The 23,038-nt window shown below is 64.9% G+C and carries 23 protein-coding genes and 1 pseudogene; 11 read left to right on the top strand and 13 right to left on the bottom strand.

The features are described from left to right. Positions 1-64: 64 nt before the first annotated feature. The 3 genes from EH209_RS20375 to EH209_RS20365 all read right to left on the bottom strand — a co-directional run bounded on the left by EH209_RS20375 (position 65) and on the right by EH209_RS20365 (position 1,768). Positions 65-325: an H/ACA ribonucleoprotein complex subunit GAR1 gene (locus EH209_RS20375; RefSeq protein WP_126664655.1), complete on the bottom strand. Its 261-nt coding sequence runs from the start codon at positions 323-325 to the stop codon at positions 65-67. Between the two features lies 1 nt (position 326). Beyond that, entirely contained in the window at positions 327-608 is a 282-nt protein-coding gene (gene srp19 / locus EH209_RS20370; RefSeq protein WP_008895289.1) for a signal recognition particle subunit SRP19, read from the bottom strand. A 62-nt stretch (positions 609-670) separates the two neighbouring features. Continuing rightward, complete coding sequence (locus EH209_RS20365; protein ID WP_126664654.1) at positions 671-1,768, bottom strand: PGF-CTERM-anchored ABC transporter substrate-binding protein; 1,098 nt, start codon at positions 1,766-1,768, stop codon at positions 671-673. Between the two features lie 60 nt (positions 1,769-1,828). Here EH209_RS20365 and btuC point away from each other — a divergent pair, with 60 nt between their 5' ends. Continuing rightward, positions 1,829-2,959: a vitamin B12 ABC transporter permease BtuC gene (gene btuC, locus EH209_RS20360; protein ID WP_126664653.1), complete on the top strand. Its 1,131-nt coding sequence runs from the start codon at positions 1,829-1,831 to the stop codon at positions 2,957-2,959. A gap of 149 nt (positions 2,960-3,108) precedes the next feature. Then, a pseudogene (locus EH209_RS20355) lies at positions 3,109-4,413 on the top strand (ATP-binding cassette domain-containing protein); the annotation flags it as partial. A gap of 36 nt (positions 4,414-4,449) precedes the next feature. Here EH209_RS20355 and EH209_RS20350 read toward each other — a convergent pair. Further along, entirely contained in the window at positions 4,450-5,565 is a 1,116-nt protein-coding gene (locus EH209_RS20350) for an acyltransferase family protein (protein WP_126664651.1), read from the bottom strand. Positions 5,566-6,027: 462 nt separating this feature from the next. Here EH209_RS20350 and EH209_RS20345 point away from each other — a divergent pair, with 462 nt between their 5' ends. Next, a complete protein-coding gene (locus EH209_RS20345) occupies positions 6,028-6,582 on the top strand; it encodes a hypothetical protein (protein WP_126664650.1) in 555 nt (184 codons plus the stop codon). Positions 6,583-6,673: 91 nt separating this feature from the next. On the opposite strand, the gene EH209_RS24265 is transcribed toward EH209_RS20345, so the two are convergent. Both EH209_RS24265 and EH209_RS20340 read right to left on the bottom strand, forming a co-directional pair. Next, entirely contained in the window at positions 6,674-6,820 is a 147-nt protein-coding gene (locus tag EH209_RS24265) for a hypothetical protein (protein WP_164722099.1), read from the bottom strand. Between the two features lie 63 nt (positions 6,821-6,883). After that, the gene (locus tag EH209_RS20340; protein ID WP_394343711.1) at positions 6,884-7,696 is read right to left on the bottom strand and encodes a hypothetical protein; all 813 of its coding nucleotides are present in this window, start codon (positions 7,694-7,696) and stop codon (positions 6,884-6,886) included. Between the two features lie 243 nt (positions 7,697-7,939). On the opposite strand from EH209_RS20340, the gene gatE reads away from it, so the two are divergent. Continuing rightward, complete coding sequence (gatE, locus tag EH209_RS20335; RefSeq protein WP_126664649.1) at positions 7,940-9,808, top strand: Glu-tRNA(Gln) amidotransferase subunit GatE; 1,869 nt, start codon at positions 7,940-7,942, stop codon at positions 9,806-9,808. A gap of 65 nt (positions 9,809-9,873) precedes the next feature. Here the strand turns inward: gatE and EH209_RS20330 are convergent, their stop codons facing one another. Continuing rightward, the gene (locus EH209_RS20330; protein ID WP_126664829.1) at positions 9,874-10,356 is read right to left on the bottom strand and encodes an Lrp/AsnC family transcriptional regulator; all 483 of its coding nucleotides are present in this window, start codon (positions 10,354-10,356) and stop codon (positions 9,874-9,876) included. 186 nt (positions 10,357-10,542) lie between these two features. Between EH209_RS20330 and EH209_RS20325 the strand changes: the two genes are divergently transcribed. Continuing rightward, complete coding sequence (locus EH209_RS20325) at positions 10,543-11,496, top strand: DMT family transporter (protein WP_126664648.1); 954 nt, start codon at positions 10,543-10,545, stop codon at positions 11,494-11,496. A gap of 158 nt (positions 11,497-11,654) precedes the next feature. Continuing rightward, positions 11,655-12,314, top strand: coding sequence for an HTH domain-containing protein (locus tag EH209_RS20320; protein WP_126664647.1), 660 nt, complete (start codon positions 11,655-11,657; stop codon positions 12,312-12,314). Between the two features lie 68 nt (positions 12,315-12,382). Here EH209_RS20320 and EH209_RS20315 read toward each other — a convergent pair whose 3' ends face one another. After that, positions 12,383-13,162 (bottom strand): RNA methyltransferase, encoded by a 780-nt coding sequence (locus EH209_RS20315; protein WP_126664646.1) that lies wholly within the window; start codon positions 13,160-13,162, stop codon positions 12,383-12,385. A gap of 990 nt (positions 13,163-14,152) precedes the next feature. Here EH209_RS20315 and EH209_RS20310 point away from each other — a divergent pair. The 3 genes from EH209_RS20310 (at position 14,153) to EH209_RS20300 (ending at position 17,582) form a co-directional block, all read left to right on the top strand. Beyond that, a complete protein-coding gene (locus EH209_RS20310; RefSeq protein WP_126664645.1) occupies positions 14,153-15,394 on the top strand; it encodes a Cdc6/Cdc18 family protein in 1,242 nt (413 codons plus the stop codon). A gap of 88 nt (positions 15,395-15,482) precedes the next feature. Beyond that, positions 15,483-16,676, top strand: coding sequence for a dihydropteroate synthase (gene folP / locus EH209_RS20305; protein ID WP_126664644.1), 1,194 nt, complete (start codon positions 15,483-15,485; stop codon positions 16,674-16,676). Between the two features lie 207 nt (positions 16,677-16,883). Beyond that, positions 16,884-17,582 carry a 6-hydroxymethylpterin diphosphokinase MptE-like protein gene (locus EH209_RS20300; protein ID WP_126664643.1) on the top strand — a complete coding sequence of 233 codons (699 nt, stop codon included), beginning with the start codon at positions 16,884-16,886 and terminating at the stop codon, positions 17,580-17,582. A gap of 105 nt (positions 17,583-17,687) precedes the next feature. Here EH209_RS20300 and EH209_RS24260 read toward each other — a convergent pair whose 3' ends face one another. Continuing rightward, on the bottom strand, positions 17,688-17,843 hold the full coding sequence (locus EH209_RS24260) for a hypothetical protein (protein ID WP_229380158.1): 156 nt from the start codon (positions 17,841-17,843) through the stop codon (positions 17,688-17,690). A 327-nt stretch (positions 17,844-18,170) separates the two neighbouring features. On the opposite strand from EH209_RS24260, the gene EH209_RS20295 reads away from it, so the two are divergent. After that, positions 18,171-18,608 carry a hypothetical protein gene (locus EH209_RS20295; RefSeq protein ID WP_126664642.1) on the top strand — a complete coding sequence of 146 codons (438 nt, stop codon included), beginning with the start codon at positions 18,171-18,173 and terminating at the stop codon, positions 18,606-18,608. A 170-nt stretch (positions 18,609-18,778) separates the two neighbouring features. After that, positions 18,779-19,081 carry a HalOD1 output domain-containing protein gene (locus EH209_RS20290; protein ID WP_126664641.1) on the top strand — a complete coding sequence of 101 codons (303 nt, stop codon included), beginning with the start codon at positions 18,779-18,781 and terminating at the stop codon, positions 19,079-19,081. A 30-nt stretch (positions 19,082-19,111) separates the two neighbouring features. Here the strand turns inward: EH209_RS20290 and EH209_RS20285 are convergent, their stop codons facing one another. From EH209_RS20285 to EH209_RS20270, 4 genes are all read right to left on the bottom strand, one after another. Then, positions 19,112-20,080, bottom strand: a complete 969-nt coding sequence (locus EH209_RS20285; RefSeq protein WP_126664640.1) for a sugar phosphate isomerase/epimerase family protein — start codon at positions 20,078-20,080, stop codon at positions 19,112-19,114. A 155-nt stretch (positions 20,081-20,235) separates the two neighbouring features. After that, the gene (locus tag EH209_RS20280) at positions 20,236-20,553 is read right to left on the bottom strand and encodes a carboxypeptidase regulatory-like domain-containing protein (protein WP_126664639.1); all 318 of its coding nucleotides are present in this window, start codon (positions 20,551-20,553) and stop codon (positions 20,236-20,238) included. A gap of 71 nt (positions 20,554-20,624) precedes the next feature. Beyond that, positions 20,625-21,704, bottom strand: a complete 1,080-nt coding sequence (locus EH209_RS20275) for a Gfo/Idh/MocA family protein (RefSeq protein ID WP_394343712.1) — start codon at positions 21,702-21,704, stop codon at positions 20,625-20,627. A 146-nt stretch (positions 21,705-21,850) separates the two neighbouring features. Next, the gene (locus EH209_RS20270) at positions 21,851-23,038 is read right to left on the bottom strand and encodes an ABC transporter ATP-binding protein (RefSeq protein ID WP_126664637.1); all 1,188 of its coding nucleotides are present in this window, start codon (positions 23,036-23,038) and stop codon (positions 21,851-21,853) included.

Raw genomic sequence — 23,038 nt, 5'->3', positions numbered from 1 at the left:
TGTTTTCCTCTCCCCTCGAGGCGGCTCGAAGAATCGCCCACTCGGGGCCGAGACGGCGGTAGCGTTACCGCGCGTACAGCGTCGATCCGACCAGCGATGGCAGGTGGACGTCGTCGTCCGGCGTCACCGCGAGATACGGGCGGTCGACCGGGCCGAAGACGTCGACGATTCGACCGACCGACTCGAGGGAGTCGTCGAGAACGGACGTCCCGATCTCGTCGCGGAACCGGTCGCCGGAGTCGTCGTTCGATCCGTCGTCGGTGTCCTCCGCCCGCAGGACGGCCAGTCCCTGCGCGGTGCGGACGACGGAGCCGATCCGACGCACGTCAGTCCCGCATCGCGACGACGTACGCCGCGACGGCCTGAACGAGGTCGTTTTTCGTCGAGTCGTCGGCGCCGCGGACGACGACGCGACCGCGATCGGCCCAGTGCTCCCGAGAGTAGGCCTTGTCCCGCTCGATCGTGGCGTCGTAGCCGATCTGCTGGACGGCTTTCGCGATTTCGTCGACCGTCGGCTCTTCGACCGCGAGATCCTGCGAGACGCGCCGCCCCTCCGAGCGGGTGCGGTTCGCGTCGAGATAGGCGGGCCAGATGACGTTTTCGACCATACACTCATCTCGACAGTCCGACGGGTAAATGCTTTTCAAAACGGGGCGGGGTGAGACGACGCTTACCGACGGCGCGCGAGGATGCCGACGGCGGCGAGCGCTGCGGCGACCGCGACAGGGGCCCCAAAGCCGGGGATCGTGTCCTCGTTTTCGCTCTCGCCGTCGTTCGTCTCGTTCTCGGCGTCGGTTTCGTTCGCGCCGTCCATATCAGCACTCGCCTCCGCGTACGCCTCCGGGTGAACTTCGCCCACGATCTCGAGGAGGGGATAGATCACCTGCGGCGTAGGTTGGCTGATCTGATTCGCGTCGACGGCGACGAGGTTGCCGGACTGATACGCGGTCGTCGCCTCGGCGACGTCGGGCATCCGCGGTTCGTCCGAGTCGTCGGGGTAGATGATCCACTCCGGATCCTCCTCGACGATCGTCTCCTCGCTGAGTTTCGGGTAGAACGTTCCCGAGGCTTCCTCGGAGAGGTCCTCGACGCCGGCCGTCGTCAGCACGTCGTGAATGAAGGAGTCGGTTCCGGGCGTCGTCCCGTCGGCTCCCATCGGGTAGTATGCGAGCGGCCGGTCCGTCCCCTCGAGCGTCTCGGTAACGATCTCGAGGCGGTCGTCCATCCACTGGACGGACTCCGCGGCGCCGGCGCACTCACCGGTGAGTGCGCCGGTCCGGTTCGTATTTTCGCGGACGTCGTCGATCGACCGGGCCTCGTCGAACTGATAGACGGTGAGGCCCGCGTCGCGGAGCGTCTGGATATCCGAATCGAACGTGGTGTTCGCGGCCAGAACGATGTCCGGATCGAGATCGATCACCGTCTCGTGTTGGATTTCGTACCCGTCGGTGACCGACTCGATGCCGTCCGTCTCGAGGTCAGAGACCCCCGGGTTGTCCGGAACGCCGACGAGGCGATCCTCGGCGCCGATCTCGAAGACGGTCCGCGCGTCGCTCGGCTGTAACGCGACGACGGATTCGGGCGGTTCCTCGAGCGTGATCGTTTCGCCCGTCGCGTCAGTTACTTCGAGCGGGTACTCGCACTCCGCCTGGGTCGCCTCCGCGGCGGTCGTTGTTGCGGTTCCACTTCCACTGCTCCCAGCCGCGGCGGGAGCGAGCAGAGAGAGAACGAGGACGGCTGCAGCGAGAACGGCGATTTTTTGTCGCATTAGCTGATAAATAGCGGCTCTTCAACAAATATTTGTCTAACCCAACCGAGGTTGCGATGTATGACGCGCCCGATCCGGACCGTCGCGTGGTCGGGGGGCCTCGTGGCGCTGCTCGCCGCTGTCGTCGTCGGGAGCGCCGCTCTCGGCGCGGTCAGTATCGATCCGGTAACGGTCGCGGCAGCGATACTGAACGCCGTCGTCGTTCCTTCGGGCGTAGTGGTTAGAGAGGTGATCGTTCCGGGTATCGGAATCGGACTGCCGGCCCCCGGCCTCGAGTATACGCCGATCTTCTCGTTCGAGGTCAAGTCGACCCACCAGATCATCGTCGAGGATATTCGACTGCCCCGAATCGCCCTCGCAGCGACGGTCGGGTTTTCCCTGGCGGCCGCGGGAACGGTGATGCAGGGCTTTTTCAGAAATCCGCTAGCCGATCCGTCGATCATCGGCGTCTCGTCGGGGGCCGCAGCGGGCGCGGTCGCGGCGATCGCGTTCCCGGCGCTGGTCCCGTTCGGAAGCCTCCACTTCTCGGCGTTCGTCGGCGCGCTGGGAACGGCGTTTCTCGTCTACGCGATCGCGACCGAGGGCGGACGGACGCCGGTCGCGACGCTCCTGTTGGCCGGCGTCGCCGTCCAGGCGTTTCTCGGCGCGATGATCTCGTACATGCTCGTCCAGAGCGGCGACGACCTCCGACAGGCCGTCGTCTGGATGATGGGCCACCTCAGCAACAGCACGTGGGGCGACGTGAAGTTCGCGCTCCCGGTGACGGTCGTCGGCGTGACGATCCTGTTAGCCTACGCCCGGGACTTGAACGTCCTCCTGCTCGGCGAGGAGGACGCCCACCACCTCGGGGTCGACGTCGAGCGGACCAAACTCCTCCTGCTCGCGCTCGCGAGTCTCGTCACGGCGGCCGGCGTCGCCGTCGCCGGCGTCATCGGCTTCGTCGGCCTCGTCGTCCCACACATCATGCGGCTGCTCGTCGGTCCCGACCACCGGATTCTGTTGCCCACTAGCGCCCTCGCCGGCGCGTCGTTTCTGGTCGCGACCGACACGATCGCGCGACTCGGGAGGCTTCCGCTGCCCTTCGGCCCCGCGATCGACACCCCGATCGTTCCCGTGGGCATCATCACGGCCGCGCTCGGCGCGCCGTTCTTCCTGTTCCTGCTGACCCGCCGGGAGGTGCATTCGGTGTGAGGAGCTTCGAAAACGACGAACGCGGCGACGATGGCACCAACCGGGACCCACCCGTCGATCCCGAACCCGAATCGTCCGTCGAACCGGCGTCGATCGCCGTCGACGGCATCTCGCGTTCCTTCGGCGACCTCCCGGTACTCGAGAACGTCTCGCTGACCGTCGACCCCGGCGAGTTCGTCGGCTTCGTCGGCCCCAACGGCGCCGGGAAGACGACCCTCCTGCGGCTGATCAGCGGCGCGCTCGAGCCCGATTCGGGAACAGTCACCGTCGACGGCATCGACGTCCACGATGTCCCCTCGAAGCGCTCGAGCCAGTTGGTCTCGGTCGTTCCGCAGGACACGACGCTGTCGTTTTCCTTCCCCGTTCGCGACGTCGTCGAGATGGGGCGCCACCCCCACCGCTCGCGGTTCTCGGGACCGAGGCCGGAGGACCGCGCGGTAGTCGAACGGGCCCTCGAGCGTACCCGCACCGCCGAGTTGGCGGACCGGCCGATCGACGAGGTCAGCGGCGGCCAGCGCCAGCGCGTCGTCCTCGCGCGGGCGATCGCGCAGGCGACCCCCGTCATGCTGCTCGACGAACCGACGGCGAGCCTCGACGTCAACCACCAGCTCGAGACCCTCGAGTTGGTCCGCGAGCTGGTCGCGGAGGGCCGGACCGTCTGCGCGGCGATCCACGACCTCGAGCTGGCCGCGCGCTACTGCGACCGGCTGGTGATGCTCGCCGACGGCGAAGTCTACCGGAACGGGCGGCCGGCGGACGTCCTGACCGGAGAGTCGCTTTCGGACGTCTTCGACGCGACCGCGACGGTTACGCGGAATCCGATCACGGGGACGGAGACGGTGACGGCGTTCCCGAACGACGCCGGAATCGGGAATCACAGTGAGGACGAAAGCGACCGTCGCGTTTCCGTCCACGTCCTCGGAACCGGACGGACCGCCGCGGGCGTCGTCGCTCGACTCGTGACGGCGGGAGAGTGGATCGACGTTTCCGTCGGGCCCGTCACGAGCGGCGATACGGCGGCCGAAACCGCTCGCTCGCTCGAGATCGACCGGCTCGAGGTGGCGCCGTTCGAGTCGCTCTCGCCGGCCGACCTGACGGCGTTCGAGGACCGCGTTCGGAACGCCGACGCGACGGTCGTGACCGAGAGCGTGGTCGACTCCGATGGCACGGGGACGCGGCGGCTCCTCGAGTCGCTCGAGACGATGGCCGACGCGGTCGTCATCGCGACGCGGGCGGAAGACGACACGTCTCGAGAGGGACCGATCGCGTCTCCGGAACGGGAGCGAGGGGTCATGGCGACCCCGGAGACGGTCCTCGAGGCGATCCGGAACGCGCTCGAAAGCGACCGGGATTCGGCGCGCTCGGTCGTCGATTTCGACTCGTCGGAGACCAGCTCGAGTTCGTCGGACGGCGACTCGGGTTCGGGCGTGTCGGCCGAGTCCTCGAACGACTGAACCGGTCGGTGACGCCGACCGCGACGACGCCGACGCCTACTGACGCTGCACGTATTTCCCGATCGATCGAACGCTCGGGAGGTGGGAGCCGCCGATCTCGATCGCACCGACGCGATGTGCCCCGATATAGACGACCAAGGCCCCGAAGAAAGTCGCCGGAGTCAACGCGAAGTGCCACAGGAGCGTGGTTTGAATCTCGTATCCCATCCCTTCGAGCACGTCGGCCGTCGTCTCGAGCGCGAACAGAACGGCAGGATGCGCGACGTAAACGCCGACGGCGTACTTCCCCCAGTCGGGGAGCGGCGTCCGTGCGCCGAGCGTCGGGCGCGACAGGAGAAACAGGAACAGCGAGAGCGTGACCAGCGCCGTCGCGATCGTGTAACTCGACGTATAGACGCCGTGACCCAACGTCTCGTCCGTCACGACGTATCCCAGAACGTATCGTTCGCCCAGGTGGAGTGCGCCGAAGAGGACGGTTGCGCCGAGAAAGAGCGCGCTTCGATCGGCACTCGGTCGCCACTCGCTCGAGTGGAGCGCGTACCCGAGGCTGGTGTAAAAGAATCCGAAGAACAGCGCGTCTCTGACTTCGAACGGAACATCCATGAACATCGTGTAGCTCGACCCGAGGAGGCCGACGACGTGGAGGCCGAGCGAAATCGGAACCAGGTATTTCGTGGCGTCGAAGACGACGAACAAACAGATGATCGCGAGCGAGAAGAGCAGCGCCGGCAGGAACCAGAGGATCTCGCTCACCGAATTGCCGTAGTACAGGAGTGCGAGCGGCGAGACGAACTCGGTCAGTTTGAGCACGACGGTGCTCGCGATGTCTCGGTTCTCGATACCGGCGCGGACGACCCACCCCGCGAGGAACACCGGCGCAGAGAGTAACAGTCCGAACACGTAGATCGACGAGATTGTCGCCACTCGCTCGGCGAAATACTCAACCGGATCGCAGTGAGCGATCTTGCGGGCGAAAAAGTATCCGGACGTCACGAAAAAGAACGGCACCGCGAACCGCGCCGACGAATCTATAACGAAGTTGAGGATATCGCCGCGTGCACCGACCCCTCTGAACGGGTCTGTGTGTATTGTGATAATAAACGCCATCGCAATGATGCGCATTGCATCTATGCTGTAGATGCGATCGGACATTGTCCGGGCAAATTCCACCCTTATATATTGCTTTTGGGCCTCAATTAGAAGATATCCAGACTCGAGAACAGATTTCATGAGACGGCTCGTTCTATTACCTAATTTACTTGACTGGAAATCGGTGTAAAGCCGCACCGTTCAATACAATCGCCAATATCGTCCATTATTTGATTTGTTAGTGACATACGTTTCGGGCGGAAGACCGAGCGATCGTCGACTCGCAGTCGGCCCGAAGGCGTTCGCGGGGAGACGCCGATCGATCCTGCAGTCGACCGGACCGAGGGCTGTCGTCGAGACCACTTGCAACGCGCACGCACTCGGGCGAAAATCGCGGCCGTTTCTCCGAGCTAGAGCTAGTTTAACGCAGTTTTGCGCGCAAATCGCGCTCTAACCGGACATAGAACGTCGTTTCTCGAGAGACGGGTGCGTGGCTTTTTCTCCAGTCGCCGGATCTCGCAACACATGAGTGATTACGATCCGACCCGACGGACGGCACTGCGGCTCATCGGCGCGACGGCCGCCGCGAGCGGACTGGCAACTGCGGCGACCGCCCAAGAGAACGAGAGTAACGAGAGCAGCGGGGACGCTCACGAGGGTATGGGTGACGACGCCGACCAGACACCAATCATCCTCGCCGGCCGGAGCGAGTACTGGTACGGCATCGCGCCCGAGGAGATCGAAGGCGAGGAGAACCCGACGCTGGACCTCGCTGCGGGGACGGAGTACGAATTGGTTTGGATCAACGTCGACGGCGCCGAACACGAACTGATCATCGAGACCGCGGACGGCGAGGAACTCGAGGAGTCCGACTCCTCGGAGGAAGCGGGCGAGGCGGTATCGATGACGTTCGAGGCCAGCGAGGACGCCGCGGAGTACTACTGCGAGTACCACCCCGAGGCGATGCGCGGCGACGTCGAACTGGGCGAGGGGTTCGACCTCGAGTCCCACAGCAGCCACGAGGAGCACGATCACGGAATGGAAAACAACGAGTCGGCGGACGAGAACTCGAGCGAGTGATCAAACGGTGAAGACTGGGTTCCGCTCGTTTAGCGTGATCTTCCTCGAGTGTCGAGTGTGGGCGTTCCAGTGGGGACTCGAACGACTGCGCTCAGTGCCCGAGGACGCGGAGGATGATTCCGATCACGATTCCCGAAATTCCGACGACGATGCCGACGCCGGGGATGACGGGGATCGGGATGAGACCGATACCGAGGACGATCGCGAGCAAGAGTACGATCGTGGAGAGCCTGACCATACTCGAGTGAGCGGACAGCGGGGCGTAGCCGTTGGGCTTGCTCGTGCGACTGCAACGCGGCGATCAGCCGACGATCTCCCCCTTGAGACGGAGCGCTCGTTCCGTCCGTCTCGCTTCCGGCCCCGCTTCGACGAGCGTCGGCTCGTCGATCGGTTCCGAGAAGCGATTCGGATCGGGTTCGACGCGTTCGAGCATCGCAGAGAATTCCGATCCGCGCCGACCGCCCGCGGAGACGATACCGCCATACTCGCGTTCCCCGACGCTCGTTTCGTCGGGGTCAGGAAACGCTTCGCGGATGAGCGCCGCCGTTTCCCTAAGGTACTCCGCTGCGTACTGTTGCGTGTAGACGCTCTCGCTGTAGTAGATCTCCGCGTGATCGTCGGTCAACACTTCCGACGAGTGCTCCGGCGACTCGTAGCGGATCGATTTCGGCGTGGTGTAGCTGCCGGCGAATCGGATGTTCGTCGTAAAGCTGTCGGGGTAGCGGAGGATGAGCGGCGAGAACAGCATGTCCGTCACGGTCGTTCGCTGCTGGATGCGCCAGAGCCCCTCGACGTAGTACGCGGCGAGTTCCCCGAGTCGATCGTCGCGCTCGCCGCGGTGGTGGGCCATGGCGACCTCGCGGTAGTCGTCGCCGACGATCCGGCGGAGCCGCCGCTCGAAGCTCTCGGCGACGCGCTCGAGTTCCGCCTCGTAGGCGTCCAGTAGCGGGACATCGGGGTCGGCGAGCAGGTCCGCCTTCCGCTCGCGGGCCGCCGCGACGGTCATCATGTTCTCGTGGAACACCCGCTCGGCCTCGAGATTCGGCAGCGGCGTTCTCACCGCGCGGTGATGCAGCACCTTCGCGTCCCCGTTGAATTGGTCCCGTTGCCCCATGATAGGCAAGCGTACGTCGGAACGCGCTAATGAATGTACCGCTCCCTACTTCGCTCGTTCCGCAGATCCGCTCGTTGAAGGAGGGGTGTTGCGTCAACTCGAAGAAACACACGAACCCGTGCAGAGGCCTCGGCCTCGAGTCTATCGGCACACGGGAGTCTCCGACGAGGGACGAAACGGGACCACCGTCGGTCCGACCGTAACTGGACGGTTTTTTACCGTTCCGCCTCCGAGTGGCCGTCAATGAGCGAGTACGATTACGACGAGCTCGGACTCGTCGCCGGGCTGGAGATCCACCAGCAACTCGACACGGCGACGAAGCTGTTCTGCCAGTGTCCGACCGAGCTCCGCGAACCGGAGGAGTCGACGCGCAGCTTCACGCGCTATCTCCACCCGACGCGGAGCGAACTGGGCGAGATCGACCAGGCCGCCTTAGAGGAAAGCAAGGTCGACCGCGAGTTCGAGTATCTCGCGTACGATACGACCTGTCTCGTCGAGGAGGACGACGAACCGCCCCACGAGTTGGACGCGGAGGCCCTCGAGACGGCCCTCGAGATTGCCCAGCTGATGGACATGAAACCGGTCGATCAGGCCCACGTGATGCGCAAGATCGTCGTCGACGGCTCGAACACGACGGGGTTCCAGCGCTCGACGCTGATCGCCACCGAGGGCGAGATCGAGACCAGCGAAGGTGCCGTGGGAATCGAGGATATGCTGCTCGAAGAGGAGAGCGCCCAGCGCGTCGAGGAGACCGACGACGGGGTGCGCTACAGTCTCGATCGACTGGGGATTCCGCTGGTCGAGATCGGCACGAGTCCGGACATCTCGACGCCCGAGCAGGCCCTCGAGGCCGCCGAGCGGATCGGGATGCTTCTGCGCTCAACGGGGAAGGTCAAGCGCGGGCTCGGGACGATCCGCCAGGACGTCAACGTCTCCATCGAAGAGGGCGCCCGCGTCGAGATCAAGGGCGTCCAGAGTCTCGACGACATCGACGACATCGTCCGCAACGAGGTCGGCCGGCAGGCCGAACTCGTCGACATCGCCGAGGAACTCACCGAGCGCGAGGCCTCCGTGGGTGAGGTCCAGGACGTGACGGACGTCTTCGAGGACACCGAGAGCGGCGTTATTTCGGGGGCGCTGAACTCGGGCGGCTCCGTCACCGCAGTGCCGCTCTACGGCTTCGACGGCATCGTCGGCCGCGAGATTGCCCCCGACCGCCGTCTGGGGACCGAACTCTCCGATCACGCCAAGCGCCACGGCGCCGGCGGGATCTTCCATACGGACGAACTGCCGGCCTACGGCGTGACAGAAGACGAGGTCGACGACCTGCGCGAGGCCGTCGGCGCCGGGCCCGAGGACGCCGTCGCCATCGTCGCCGCTGACACCGACGTCGCCGAGTCGGCGATCGACGCCGCCGCCGAGCGCGCCGCGACCGCCCTCGAGGGCGTCCCCGAGGAGACCCGCGACGCGAACGACGACGGGACGACCCGCTACCTGCGCCCGCTCCCGGGCGCGGCGCGGATGTACCCCGAGACCGACGTCCCGCCGGTCGAGCCCGATCCGAGCGAGGTTCCGGAACCCGAACTGCTAACCGAGAAGGTCGAGCGCTACCAGGACGAGTACGGCCTCGGCGAGGGGCTGGCCGAGCAGGTCGCCTACGGCGAGTACATGCCACTGTTCGAGGATGTCGTCGCCGACGGCATCGATCCGACGCTCGCGGCGTCGACCCTCGAGTCGACGCTGACCGAACTCCGCCGGGACGACGTCCCCGTCGAGAACCTCGAGCGGGAGCACCTCGAGGGCGTGTTCGAGATGGCCGAGAGCGGGGACCTCCCCAACGAGGGCGTGCCGGACCTGTTGACCGCGCTGGCCGAGGAGCCGGATCGGACCGCCGAGGAGGCGGCCGACGAAGCCGGCCTCGGGGGCGCCGACGAAGAGGAGGTCCGCGATGCCGTCGCCGAGGTTGTCGAGCGCAACGAGGAGCAGGTCGAAGAAGAGGGGATGCAGGCGTTCTCGGGCCTCATGGGCGAGTGCATGGGCGCCCTGCGCGGCAAGGCGGACGGCGACCTTGTGAGCGAACTCCTCCGCGAGGAGATCCAGAAGCGCGCGTAGGAACCCCGACCCCGCCTCGAGTCCGTCTCAATTCGGTTCAGTACTTCGATCGAGTCAGTCGATTCTCACTCGTCAGTCAGTTCCTCGAGCAGCGTCTCCAACTCGTAGCTCTGGAGCGCGTCCCGTTCCTCGATCGCCGAGATGACGAACGTCGAGTCAGTCCGCTCGACGCCCTCGAGCTGCTCGAACTCGGCGATCAATCGCTCGACCATCTCGCTGCCGCTCAGTCGCGCGATCACGATGAAATCCGTCTCGCCCATCGTGAAGTAGACGTTCGTGACCCCCTCGACGGTCAGCAATCGGTCTGCGAACTCCTCGTAGGAGCCCTGATAGTCGGCGTGAACCTCGACTAAGACGGTGACGCCGAGCCCGAGTTCCTCGAGGTCGATTTCGTAGCGATCGTTCGCGATGATCCCCTCCTCCCGGAGGTTGTTGAGCCGGTAGTGGATCGTCGAGACCGGAATGCCGGTCGCCTCGTGGAGCCGTTCCGGGCTCCCCGTCTCGAGTTCGGCGATCGCCTTCAGCAGGCGCACGTCGCGTTCGTCGATGGCCATGAACGGGGGTTGGCCGGGTAGCGGGATGTGTCTTCCGACCGAAGTAATTGGAGTTATCTACAACATCGGTGCCAGCTGTGGATGGCTACTCGGAAGACATCCATATGTGTGGTTTTCAATCCAGGGAAATCCGCTCGCTTGTAGAAGAGCCTAAATATAGCGACGATTTCCGAAGCGGATATGAAACTGTTCGATTCAGTGCCGAGCAGGTACCGCGAAGCGGTGCTCTTTTCGATGCTCGCGCTCTGCTGGGGAACGTCGTTCGTGGCGATCGAGATCGGACTCGAGCACGTGCCGCCGCTGCTGTTCGCCGGGCTCCGCTACACGGTCGCCGGCGCGGTCGTCTTCGGGTACGCGACCGTCGTGACCGATCGCACGCGGCCGCGAGGGCGGGCGGAGTGGCTAGCGGTAAGCGTCGCCGGCGTCTTCGTCATCGCGCTCTATCACGGGCTGTTATACCTCGGCGAACTGTACGTCTCGGGCGCGGTCGCGGCGACGCTCGTCAGTACGGCCCCGATCCTCACGGCGGCGTTCGCCGGCCTCGTCCTTCCGGAGGAACGGCTCTCTCTCGGCGGCGTCGTCGGCTTCGTGCTCGGGCTGGTCGGCGTCATCGCCGTGGTCCAGCCGTCCCCCGGGTCGCTCGGCGACGACGTCACCGTCGGGGCCGCGCTGGTGTTCGCCTCGGCCGTCGCGTTCGCCCTCGGCAGCGTGTTCGTGCGACCGATCGACTCGGAGCTTCCGCTCGAGACGCTCCAGGCGTGGGCGATGCTCGTCGGCGGCGCGGTGCTGTTGTGCTGGGCGGCCCTCCGGGGTGAATCGGTCGCGGCGATCGATCCGACCCTATCGGCGCTGGTCTCCTACGGCTATCTGACGCTCGTCTCCGGCGTGTTCGCATTCCTCCTCTATTTCGAACTGCTCGACCGAAGCGGGGCGACGCAGGTCAGCCTGGTCAGCTACGCGGAACCGGTCGTCGCGATGGGCGTTAGCTGGATCGCGCTCGGCTACGTCGTCGACTCGGTGATGCTCCTCGGGTTGGTGACGATCCTCGCGGGCTTCGCCATCGTCAAGCGCGGCGCGCTCCGGACGCTGCTGCGGTCGGCACTCGAAACGCGCTCGACTACGACCTCGAAGTAGGAATGTCTCGTCGACGTGAGGAAGAGAGAGACCGTCAGATTCCGACAACTGCCGAATTTCGATCGAGACGAACAGTCCCGCTGGATGGCTAGTGTCGGATATCTGCGGCGTCGAAAATCTTTATCAGGACACACGTTGGTCGAACAAACACTGAACCAATGACGCCAGACACACAATCAACCGAGATCACGGCCGTCTGCCACGTTCGCGCACCGCTGCTGCTCGAGCCGGTCGACAGGCAGGTCGAGACCCTCCGCGCCTGCGAGTCCGAGGGCGCTGTCGACGACCTGTTGCTGCGCAGTTGGCCCAAGGAGGTCACGCTGACCGACGACACGCCCTATCAGGAGGCCCTCGAGAGCGTCGAGCGCTTCGATGGGTGGGCGGACCGCCAAGGCGTGAGCATCCGACCGCCGTTTCGGGAGCGCACCGCGACCAACCAGATCAGCGGCGAGACGACCGACGTGCTGATCATGCCGATGCTCTGTCTCGAGCTCTACGCGGACGACGAACTGGTCGGCGTGTTCCCGCATACCGACGAGAACGCCGACGAGACGTACACGACTGACGAGGCTATCGCCGCGCTCCGAACCGGAGAGCTTCCCACGCCACTCGGCGGCGAACCCGAAGAGACGGCGGCCGCGGATTCGGGGACCGACGGCTGTCCGGACTGCGGCGCCTCGCTGATCGACGGCCAGGGGCTGTTCGCCTGCCCCGAGTGCGGCTGGCTCGGGACCGTCACCGAGACGGGGCAGTTGGTTGCCAGGGAAGAAGCATCTCGAACGACTGAACACGAGACCGCGGCGGCCAAATCCCAGTAAGACGTTCGACTCGGCGATCAGCCGGATTCGAGTCCGAATTTCTCTTCTCGAAGCTCGTCTCGAGGCCGTTACTCGCGTCCTCGGTTCTCGGCGGGTCGTTCGGTCGCCCGCCGAAGGATGCCGAGCAGCGTGTTCGCCTCGCGTTCGGTCAGATCCGCGCGGCCGAACACGCGCCGGAGCATCCGCATCGTCTTGTCGCGTTTCTCTTCGGGATGGTTAATCTCGCCGAGGAGGTCTGCCCACTGATCGTAGAGACGATCGACCGTCGGTTCTGGGGCGCGGACGCGTTCGACGTCCGGCAGCTGGGTCTCGTCGTCGTCGAGGGCCAGCGAGCGCAGTTCGTACAGCGTGATCGTCGCGGCCTGGCCGAGGTTGAGGACGGGGTACTCGGCGCTGGCCGGGATCGAACAGATCTCGTCGATGCGGGCGAGTTCCTCGTTCGTCAGCCCGACGCGTTCGCGACCGAAGACCAGCGCCGTCGGCGCCTCGACGGTCGGCAGTCGCTCCGCGAGGTCTGCGGGCGTCGAAAACGGGAACCGGACGTGACTCCGGTCGTCCTCGTTGGTGACCGCCGTACAGCCGATCGTGTGATACTCCGCGACGAGCCGGTCGAACGAGATCTCCGTCGCGTTCGGAAGCACGTCCTCGCGGGCGTGGCCCGCGAATCCGTAGGCCTCTCCGTCGGGATCGAGTTCCGGCGGATCGACCAGCAGGAGGTCCTCGAATCCGAAGTTCTTCATCGCTCGAGCGATGGTGCCGACGTTTCCCGGGAACTGGGCGTCGACGACGGCGACCGCTGGCGGGGTCCGATCGGACGGCGGCTCGGTCGCGGACGGCTCGGGAGTCATCGTTCGATGGAGGATATCGGCTCGAGGAGCCGTGTATCCGTTTCGGTTCCGTCCGTCCGCACACGTCGCCACGGGAGTCCACAACTCGAGTCGACGGACTGAGAGGGCGGCGACTCGAGAGACGCGTCGATCATACCTCGACTATCTGCTGCGGTGGCAAAAGGGACGCGTTCGGGAGGTCAGATGGTTTCGTTTGAACAGCGTCTACTCCCCCTTAGGAGGATCACGTTGGCAGCGACTGTTAACCTACTTTATCTAACTAACTTCGTTCTAGACTAGCTAGAACTAGATCTAGAACTAGTCTAGGCGGGTTCGAAGACGATCGGTGGAGTCGTCGGATCCACGTTTTCTGGAATGAGTTGGCTCACTGGCGTTCCTGGATTCGTGTTTCCCGACGCTGTGGACTATCTGAGCAGTTTTGGGCTGATCCGTCCTCGAACGATGGTGTCCGTCGGAGTTGTTGAGGGGACACACACCCCCATCGCGTTTGTAACGCCATCTAGGTGTGGGGGTCTCTTCGTGGAACACACCAGTGTCGCGGATGTAAATTCGGCGGGTCGATGCCCCGAATCTCGTCGAAATCCGGGATAATTCTGCAACCCCCTCCCCACTGTTCCCGTTACAAACGCGACGGGGGTGTGTGTCCCCTCCGTGTCAGACGCGCGTCGCACAGGGGGCAAAATCACCCGCTATCCCGGCTCTCGAACGGGTTCTTCTCACTTCCGTGATGTCTCCGCTCGATTCTCCCGGCTTCGACGGCGAATCGAAGTTCGGCGGTTGACCGATGTCAGCGTTACATCCGCGACGGGGGTGTCTGTGTTTGACACGCCTGAGTCGCCGCCGCGGTTAGAAGCGCGAGGCCGCCGTCTCCTATCAGAATAACTGACGCGGACAGTTGCGACCGTCTTACGGCCTTACAGTCGACATTTACATCCGCGAGCGATCTCCATACCTTTATTTCAATCCAGCGGGAAGCCACGGGGTACCGCAATGTCCGCAAACGACGATCGAGACCCGCTCTTTCGGTACGACGATCCGGTCTTCGCCGACGAGCGCCTGCTCGAGATTACGCACCTGCCCGGTCCGGATCGGATCGTCGGGCGCGACGAGCAGATGCAACGGGTTGCGGACGCCCTGAACCCGGCTATTTTCGGGAGCGAACCCAACCACCTGTTCATCTTCGGCAAGACCGGAACCGGCAAGTCACTCATCTCCCGTTCGATCACCCAGCGGGTAATTTCCGAAGCACAGCGCGACGACATCACCGTCAAGTACGCCTTCATCGACTGCGGCGAGCAAAACACTGAGGCGTCGATCGTGAAGACGATCGCCCAGATCGTCAACGAACCCGATCGGAGCGGCGTCTCCATCCCCGATCGCGGCCTCGGCACCGGCGACTACTACAAGCGACTCTGGCAGGCGATCGATCACTGCACCGACGTCACCATCGTCATCTTAGACGAGATTGATATGCTCGAGGACGACGAAGTCCTCCGGAAACTCTCCCGTGCGGGAGAAAACCGGCGGATATCGGACTCGAGTATCGGCATCATCGGCATCTCTAACAAGATCGACTTTCCCGATCACCTCTCGGAACGCGTCAAATCCAGTCTCTCTCGCGACGAACTCGTCTTCTCGCCGTATGACGCCAACCAGCTGGTCGAAATCTTGGAGAAGCGGCGCGACGCCTTCCACGACGGCGTGCTCTCGGACGACGTCATTCCCCTCACGGCGGCGCTGGCGGCACAGGAACACGGCGACGCGCGCAAGGCGATTGACATCCTCCGCAACGCCGGTCGCATCGCGAAGAAACAGAACGCGACTCGGGTAACCGCCGATCACGTCCGCGACGCCAAGGAGAAGACCGAGGCCGACCGCTTCAACGAACTCATCGAGGGCTCGCCCCAGCAGGCCAAGGCCATTCTCTACTCGCTGACGCTGCTGACCGAGAACAGCACGGAGAAGGAGTTTCCGACGAAGATTATCTACAACCAGTACAAGGAGGTCGCCCGACAACTCGACTTCGACGTGCTCTCCGAACGGCGCGTCCAGGAGATCCTCCAGGAACAGAACTTCCTCAACGTGATCCAGTCCGAACGCGAGGGTCGCGGGCGCGGCCGCGGCGCCCACGCCAAACACCGACTGCTCGAGAACCCCTCGATCGTCAAGAAGGTGCTCTTGCGGGACTCGCGGCTTGCCGTCCTCGAGGACGACGGCGACGACGCTGCGTAGTTGCACGCCGAGAACGATTTCCGTATCGCCCGGTCGCCGAATACGCCGGAACCGGGGGTCATTTCCGTTTCCTCTCCTCAGATCGGGTATGCACAACGTCGACGCTGCGGGGCTGGGGATCGGTGACGACCATCCGCCCCGCATTATGGGCGTGTTGAACGTCAGCGAGGAGTCTCCCTACGATCCCAGCGTCTACGACGACCCCGGCGAGGCAGCCCAGTACGTCGACGAGGAACTCATCGGCGACGGCGCCGATATCGTCGACATCGGCCTCGAGTCGGCGAACAAACGGTTCGACGTGCTCTCCGCCGACGAGGAACTCGAGCGTCTCCACGTCGCCCTCGAGACGATCGAGAGCGTCTCCGGAGACGCCGTCTTCTCCATCGAGACCCGCTACGCCGAGGTGGCCGACACAGCCCTCTCGAAGGGGTTCGACATGGTCAACGACATCGCCGGCTTCGCGGATCCGGAGATGCCGACCGTCTGCGAGGAGTACGACGTCGCCGTCGCGAAGATGGCGAGTCCGCCGAACCTCGAACGGCCGGGGGCCGTAGAGGAAACGGACTGGGCTGCGCGCAAGTCAGCGGACTGGGCCGAGCGGGCCGACTACGTCGACCAGATCTACGAGGCCCTCAAGCAGAACGGCCTGACCGACAAGACGATCGTCGACCCCGCCTTCGGCGGCTGGAGCGAGGCCCAGACCCTCGAGGACGACCGCGAGACCTTCCGCCGACTGCGCGAGTTCCGCGCGCTCGACCGGCCGATGCTGGTCTCGATCAACCGGAAGAACTTCCTCGGCGAGATCGCCGGCCGCGAGACCGACGAGCGACTCCCGGTCAGCCTCGCGGCCACGTCGATGGCCGTCGAGCGCGGCGCGCACGTGATCCGGACCCACGACGTCGCCGAGACGCGCGACGCGGCCCTGATCGGCGACGCGTTCACCGAGCGCTCGCGGAGCGTCGACGACGACCTTTCGGTGACCCGACTCGACGTGCACTCGAGTCGGGAACTGCGCGCGTATCTCGACGAACGCGGTGTCGATCCCGCCGTCGCCGACGACTGGTACGCGCTCGCGATCGAGGTCGACGGACTCCAGAGCGAGGATCGAGACCGCATTCGGTCGATCGTCGACGATGCCGACGCATCCGCGTATCGCGGTACCAATAACCAGGTATTGATCGTCGGCTCGGTAACTGGAATTTCCGCCGTCAAAACGTGTCTTCGTGACGAAGACGGAGATCTTTCTTCGGTCGGGGAGTCGCTCGCGCAAATGCTTGAGTAAGAGAAAGCTTATACCGGAGGCTTCAAAAAGAGGGAGTGGACGCCGGGCGGCCTCCCGGGTAGGGGTACTTTGGAGGCGACTCCCGGCCCACAACACGGAATTATTGTGGCCTTACGTCGACCAGTGACGGCTCGACCGGGTCGACGGTTCTCGTCTCGGCTAGCGATGAGTCCGAACACCGATAGGACTCCGGCCGCCAGTACGACCATGGAGTTCGACGAGTGGGTGCCCGTCTACGAGGCGATCTGTCGCGATTTCGGCTACGATCGAACCGGCGACGAACGAGCCCGCGACGTCCTGGCCTCGCTGACCGACGACTTCGATCTCGACCAACTCTCGAACCTTCGGGACGCCACGGTGGCGGTCGCCGGTGCCGGCCCGTCCCTCGAGTCGGAGTCTTCCCTCGAGCGGGCGCGGGCGGCCGACGCCGTCGTCGCGGCCTCGACGGCGGTCGATACGCTGACAGCGAACGGGATCGACGCCGACTGCATGGTGACGGATTTAGACAAGAACCCCGAGACCGTCCGTCGGTTGACCCTCGAGGGGACGCCGGTCGCGGTCCACGCCCACGGCGACAACGTCCCCCTCGTTCGCGACGTCGTCCCCGACTGCGCGAGCGAGTTCGTCCTCCCGACGACGCAGGCCGCGCCGCGCGGGCCGGTCCGGAACTTCGGGGGGTTCACCGACGGCGACCGAGCGGCTTTCCTCACCGACCACCTCGGCGCCGCGGAACTCACCTTTGTCGGATGGGACCTCGAGGACCCCGCTGTCGACCCGCCCAAAGCGCGCAAACTCGAATGGGCCGAGCGACTGCTCTACTGGCTCGAGTCGCGGCGCGCCGAGCGTTTCCCGGTGCTGGACGGCCGGCGGAACGCGATCGACACGAGTGCCTTACCCCTCGAGTGACGGCCCGTTCGAACGACGGCGGATAGCGGACCGTCTGGGAAGCGCCGACGGCGGTCGTTCAGTCGTCAACGGCCGAGAACTAGTGAGTACAGTCGGGTACGTCCGTCACTCGATACGGTACCGCGCGACGCCGTCGCAGCCACAGGTCGGGCAGGACACGCCATCTGGCTCGCGGCTCGTCCCGCAGCGCCGGCACTCCTCGACGATCGTCCCACCGTCGTCGCGGCCGAAGACAATCTCGAGGACGATCCGTAGTCCCACCGATGCCGACTCCCGGTTCGGTCTCCCCTGACCTCGCATACGCAGCGGTCCCACCGTATTCGGTTTCGTTATGGTCTTGTTACTATGAATGACACGAGATATGATAGAAATGTACTCACAATACTCACGGCCGGCCACAGCATAATGAGGCGCTTACCGCCGTCGAACACCGCCGAACGACGTCGATCTGTCTCAAGCCGCACCGTTCGATCGACGGAGCGCTCGGAAGGAGACGAAATTCCCAACTGTGTTCCGTCGCCGGGCGACGACGAACCTATCGGAACGATGGTAATAACGGTTAAGACGAATAGGTCGCCATCGTAGTACGTGGATCCCCGACTCATCGTCACGGTCCCGGTACTGACGTACTACGTCATCATGGGGTTGTTCGCCCTCGCCCAGTCGACGGTGGGCGCGACGTTTACGCAGGGCCAGCCCGCCTTTCTGCTGGTCGTCGGCGTCATCGGCCCCCTAATTGCGCTCGGATTGGTCTGGCTGCGAAACTACATCTACGGAGCGCCGTTGCTCGTGGGCGCGTTGTTGCCGACCGCGTGGTTCGTCTGCTACTTCTTCTTCGTCCACGACAACCCGGCGAACGTGTTCGCGGTCGGCGGCGAGGGCTCGACGGCCTATCTGGTGGCGACGTTCGGGATCGTCGCCACGTCGCTGATCTCCGCTGGCGTCAGCTGCTGGCTCTGGTATCAGGTGAGCCCGCAGTTCCGGACCGCGGTCGATCGATTCATTCGTCCGGAGGCCGCCGAGTAGTCGCCCGGCGTCTCCGGCGACGTCTGTTCGGACCGCCGATTTCGTCAGACAATATCCGACGACGGATTTCAGAACGGCGAAATACCGTCGGCTAACGGATTGTACGGGCGCTTTGTCACGAGGGTTTGAGAGCCGCTACGCTTATCGGGCCGTTCGATGTAGCGACGGCTATGTCCGCTTCGTCCGACCCGTCGTCCGATGCGGTGGCACCCAGCCAGGCCGTCATCGAGGCGATCGCCGCCCACGAGGGCATCGACGTCACCGACGTCGAACCGCCGGCATACGAGCCGCTGTACGCCGTGGTCAACCCCGAGGCGCTAGACCGACTGTTCCAGCCCGCAGCCGGTTCGACGACCGCACGGGTCGTCCTCGAGTACGAGGGGTACGAGATCACGGTCTGCAGCGACGGTCGCGTCGACATCAACGACCGATCGGTCGCCGACGGCTCCATCGAGTTCTCGCTTGAGGACTAGGCCCGCACTCGAGGCGCGAGAACCGCCCTCCTATTCGGCCCAGTAGGCTTCGCCCGGTTCCGTCTCGAAAACCGCTCGCTCGAGCAGGTCGACGGCCTTCTCGAGGCCCTCCCGAGAGCTGGTCAGCGAATCCTCGTGTTCGATGCTCAGCGCGCCGTCGTAGCCGACCATCCGTAGCGTCGAGACGATGTCCTTCCAGTGGCCCTCGCCGTGGCCGTAGCCGACCGAGCGGAAGAGCCACGAGCGGTTCGGCTCGTCGTCGTAGGCGGTCGTATCGAGGACGCCCTTCTCGCGGGCCTGGGCGTCGTAGATCTTGGTGTCCTTAGCGTGGACGTGGTGGATCGCGTCGCGCTCGCCGAGGTAGCGGATCGCGTCGGTGATCGTGATCCCTTGCCAGTAGAGGTGGGACGGATCGAAGTTCGCCCCGATACGCTCCCCCGTCTTCTCGCGCAGTCGGGCCATCCCGTGGGGTTCGTAGACCAGCATGTTCGGGTGCATCTCGATCGCGACGTCGACGCCGTGCTCGTCGGCGTACTCGTTGAGATCGCTCCAGTAGGCCACCGCTTGCTCCCACTGGTACTCGAGCGCCTCGTCGTGTTCCGGCGGCCAGGGGGCCGTGATCCAGTTGGGGACCTCGTCGTTCGGCCCCCCGGCGGGGAGGCCGGAGAAACAGGTGACGGCGTCGACGTCGAGCTGATCGGCCAACTCGATCGCCTCGCGCAGTTCCGTGTCCGCCCGCTCGGCCCGCTCGTCGTCCGGGTGCAGCGGGTTGTTGTGCGTCGCGAGCGCGCTGATCCGCATGTCGTGCTCGTCGAGGAGGTTTCGAACCTCCTGTTGTTCGACGTCGTTGGCGAGGTATTCGGCCCGCGGGAGGTGGTCCTGTCCCGGATGGCCGCCGACGCCCGGTTCGATCGCGCTCACGCCGAGTTCGTCGAGGTACGAGAGTGCCCCCTCGAGCGATTCGTCCGCCAGCGGCGGGGTGTGTACGCCGATGTCCATATCGACCACCAACCACGGCGGGAGAAATAAAACGCGGGCCGGCAACGCGGGGTCCCGATTCCCGCAATCTCCGGCGGGGGTTCGATCCTTCTCCGGCGGAGCGAGACTCGCGGCTCGGTTCCGCTCGCCGTTCAGCGGCGCTACCGGGTTGCGCGCTATCTCGTCGGCGGACCGACCCGTCGCGACCGCCGGTCCGTCGTTGATCGCGGGATCGCTCGGACGAGCGTCGACGTCGACCGGTAGCGGACCCGTTCGGTCGATGACTTGGTCGCGACGAGTTTCCAGAAGCCGGGCGAGCGAAACGCGATCTCACACCGGCCGCGGCCGTCGGTTCGCTTTCGCTTCGAGCCGGCCTCGACGAGCGCCCCCTCGATCGGGTTGTTCCCCTTGTCGCGGACCCGGACGGTGATCGGCCGTCCGACGGGCACCTCGTGACGGCTGATCTCGAGCACGAGGGATCGTTCGATCTGCATGCGAGGTACTACCCCGACTGCGGAGAAAACGGCGTATCTGCAATCGCAGGCACCGTCGGCGGAGGTGCGGCTCACTCCTCGATCGTGATCGTGTGGCCGTCGTCGCTGGAGCGGTAGATCGCGTCGATGATCCGCTGGACAGAGAGTCCGTGATCGACGCTCTTGTCGTCGGGATCGTCCCGAAGGATTTGGTCAAAGAACTCCTCCTGTTCCGCCGAGTGCGTGTCGTTCTGTCGCGTCTCAATGGACGTGTTCTCGAGGTGGTCGGGTCCGGCGGCGCTCGCCGAGTGGATGGTCAGATCCCCCTCGAGCAGGTCGAACCGCGCGGCCGCCTCGGTACCTCGAACGACGAACTCGTGGTTCGCCGGCCGGTTGGTCGCCCACGCGACTTCCAGCGAGATGGTCCGGTCGCCCTCACACCGGATGAACGCGCTCGCGGAGTCGTCGACGTCGAAGCCGGCCGGGCCGGCGTCCTCGCCCCACATGTCGAGGTAAGCGTACTCCTCTTCGGACCCGAACTCGCCGCGAGCGACGCCGTTTACCTCCGAGACGGGGGGATACCCCAGCAGGTAGAGAGCCAGATCGATAGCGTGGACGCCGAGATCGATGAGCGACCCGCCGCCGGCGATCTGTCGGCGGGTGAACCACGAGCCCCGCCCCGGTATGCCTCGGCGGCGAACGTAGTTGGCTTCGACGTGGGTTACCTCGCCCAGATCGCCGCGTTCGATCCGGTTGCGGACGATCTGGACCGTGTTCGAAAACCGGTTGTTGAATCCGACCATCGCGTGGCCGTCCGAGTCCGCGGCGGCGTCGGCGATCCGTTGGGCGCTCTCGAGGGAGTGTGCGAGGGGTTTCTCGAGCAGGACGTGCAGATCGCGCTCGAAGGCGTCGACGGCGTACTCCTCGTGGTACTTGTTCGGCGTCGTGATGACGACGGCGTCGACGGTGTCGTACAGTTCGTGGTGGTCCTCGTAGACGTCGACGTCGTAGCGGCGGGCGAACCGCGATCGCGCCTCGGCGGCGACGTCCATCCCACCCACGAGCGGCACGCCCAGTTCGATGAGGCGTTCCGCGTGGTACTGACCGATGTTCCCCAAGCCGACGATTCCCGTTCTGATGTCGCTTCGATCTGTTGTCATCGGAGTGTCGATAGCTGCAGTCTGTTCTCGTACTGATACACCCGGTGCCGCGATATCGAATCTTCGTACTCGAACGTCTTTTGTCCGTTGCCAAACGGCAGCGGCTGATAAGCCGATCAGCGGGTCGGCGGCCGCCCGCTGCCGGTGGTCGAGACGTGTCAGCTATCGGCTTCCGTCGGCGTCGTTCCGGGTTCTCGCTCCGAACGGTCGGTCAGGCCGTGGAGCAAGGCGTCGCCGGTCGTCGTGTCGAAGAGGTGGATTTTCGATCGATCGAGCACGACATCGACGTTCTCGTTCGCCTCGATCTCCGTGTCGGGGGTGACGCTCATCAGCAACTGGTTCGGCGACGTGGCGGGGTCCTGATCCATCGAGCCCCCTGCCGCTTCGGAGAGCAGGAGGTAGACGAAGACCTCGTCGCCCATCGGCTCCAAGACGTCGGTTCGGGCGTCGATCGGATCCGTCGGCGCGGCCAGCGAGTCCGCGTACTGGGTTAGGTGGACGTCCTCCGGCCTGACCCCGAGTGTGACGTCGTCGCCGATCGAGACGCCAGAGAGCCGGCCCGGATCGAGATCGATGGTGAAGTTGTTCGTCTCGAGGCCGCCCTCGACGAGGGTCCCCTCGACGAAGTTCATCGACGGCGAGCCGATGAAGCCCGCGACGAAGAGGTTCGTGGGTTCGTTGTAACAGACCAGCGGCGGGGCGATCTGCTGGAGTTTCCCGTCGTTCAAGACGGCGATCCGGTTGGACATCGTCATCGCCTCGGCCTGGTCGTGGGTGACGTAGATGACCGTCGCGTCCAGCTCCCGGTGGAGCCGCTGGAGTTCCGTCCGCATGTGCACTCGGAGCTTCGCGTCTAAGTTCGCCAGCGGCTCGTCCATCAGGAACACGTCCGGGTTGCGAACGATCGCGCGGGCGATGCCGACCCGCTGTTGCTGGCCGCCGGACATCTCCGCCGGCATCCGGTCTAACATCCCCTCGAGCTGGACGATATCGGCTGCCTCTTCGACGCGGCGCCGGACCTCCTCGTCGTCGTACTTCCGGAGGCGCAACCCGAACGAGATGTTCTCGTAGACGTCCATGTGCGGGAACAGCGCGATGTTCTGGAAGACCATCGCGACCCCGCGATCCTTGGGGGCGAGGCCGGTGACGTCGTCGTCCCCGATGTAGACCCGTCCCTCGGTGGGCTCCGTCAGTCCCGCAACCGTCTCCATCGTCGTCGATTTCCCACAGCCCGAGGGGCCGACGAAGGTAACGAACTCGCCGTCCTCGACCTCGAGGCTGATGTCGTCGACTGCCGTTTCGTCTCCGTACCGTTTCGTGATGTTCTCGAGTCGTACTCGTGCCAT

It is taken from the genome of Haloterrigena salifodinae (genome assembly GCF_003977755.1).
In the GTDB taxonomy this organism is placed as follows: domain Archaea; phylum Halobacteriota; class Halobacteria; order Halobacteriales; family Natrialbaceae; genus Haloterrigena; species Haloterrigena salifodinae.
Note: the sequence above shows the minus strand (reverse complement) of the source record. Positions and strands in the feature narration are given on the sequence as shown.

What these genes read in the sequence shown, in the direction of transcription:
- srp19 (WP_008895289.1), bottom strand. Translation starts at nt 608, where the DNA reads ATGGTCGAAAACGTCATCTGGCCCGCCTATCTCGACGCGAACCGCACC.
- EH209_RS20365 (WP_126664654.1), bottom strand. Translation starts at nt 1,768, where the DNA reads ATGCGACAAAAAATCGCCGTTCTCGCTGCAGCCGTCCTCGTTCTCTCT.
- btuC (WP_126664653.1), top strand. Translation starts at nt 1,829, where the DNA reads ATGACGCGCCCGATCCGGACCGTCGCGTGGTCGGGGGGCCTCGTGGCG.
- EH209_RS20350 (WP_126664651.1), bottom strand. Translation starts at nt 5,565, where the DNA reads ATGTCCGATCGCATCTACAGCATAGATGCAATGCGCATCATTGCGATG.
- EH209_RS20345 (WP_126664650.1), top strand. Translation starts at nt 6,028, where the DNA reads ATGAGTGATTACGATCCGACCCGACGGACGGCACTGCGGCTCATCGGC.
- EH209_RS24265 (WP_164722099.1), bottom strand. Translation starts at nt 6,820, where the DNA reads ATGGTCAGGCTCTCCACGATCGTACTCTTGCTCGCGATCGTCCTCGGT.
- EH209_RS20340 (WP_394343711.1), bottom strand. Translation starts at nt 7,696, where the DNA reads ATGGGGCAACGGGACCAATTCAACGGGGACGCGAAGGTGCTGCATCAC.
- gatE (WP_126664649.1), top strand. Translation starts at nt 7,940, where the DNA reads ATGAGCGAGTACGATTACGACGAGCTCGGACTCGTCGCCGGGCTGGAG.
- EH209_RS20325 (WP_126664648.1), top strand. Translation starts at nt 10,543, where the DNA reads ATGAAACTGTTCGATTCAGTGCCGAGCAGGTACCGCGAAGCGGTGCTC.
- EH209_RS20320 (WP_126664647.1), top strand. Translation starts at nt 11,655, where the DNA reads ATGACGCCAGACACACAATCAACCGAGATCACGGCCGTCTGCCACGTT.
- EH209_RS20315 (WP_126664646.1), bottom strand. Translation starts at nt 13,162, where the DNA reads ATGACTCCCGAGCCGTCCGCGACCGAGCCGCCGTCCGATCGGACCCCG.
- EH209_RS20310 (WP_126664645.1), top strand. Translation starts at nt 14,153, where the DNA reads ATGTCCGCAAACGACGATCGAGACCCGCTCTTTCGGTACGACGATCCG.
- folP (WP_126664644.1), top strand. Translation starts at nt 15,483, where the DNA reads ATGCACAACGTCGACGCTGCGGGGCTGGGGATCGGTGACGACCATCCG.
- EH209_RS20300 (WP_126664643.1), top strand. Translation starts at nt 16,884, where the DNA reads ATGGAGTTCGACGAGTGGGTGCCCGTCTACGAGGCGATCTGTCGCGAT.
- EH209_RS20290 (WP_126664641.1), top strand. Translation starts at nt 18,779, where the DNA reads ATGTCCGCTTCGTCCGACCCGTCGTCCGATGCGGTGGCACCCAGCCAG.
- EH209_RS20285 (WP_126664640.1), bottom strand. Translation starts at nt 20,080, where the DNA reads ATGGACATCGGCGTACACACCCCGCCGCTGGCGGACGAATCGCTCGAG.
- EH209_RS20280 (WP_126664639.1), bottom strand. Translation starts at nt 20,553, where the DNA reads ATGCAGATCGAACGATCCCTCGTGCTCGAGATCAGCCGTCACGAGGTG.
- EH209_RS20270 (WP_126664637.1), bottom strand. Translation starts at nt 23,038, where the DNA reads ATGGCACGAGTACGACTCGAGAACATCACGAAACGGTACGGAGACGAA.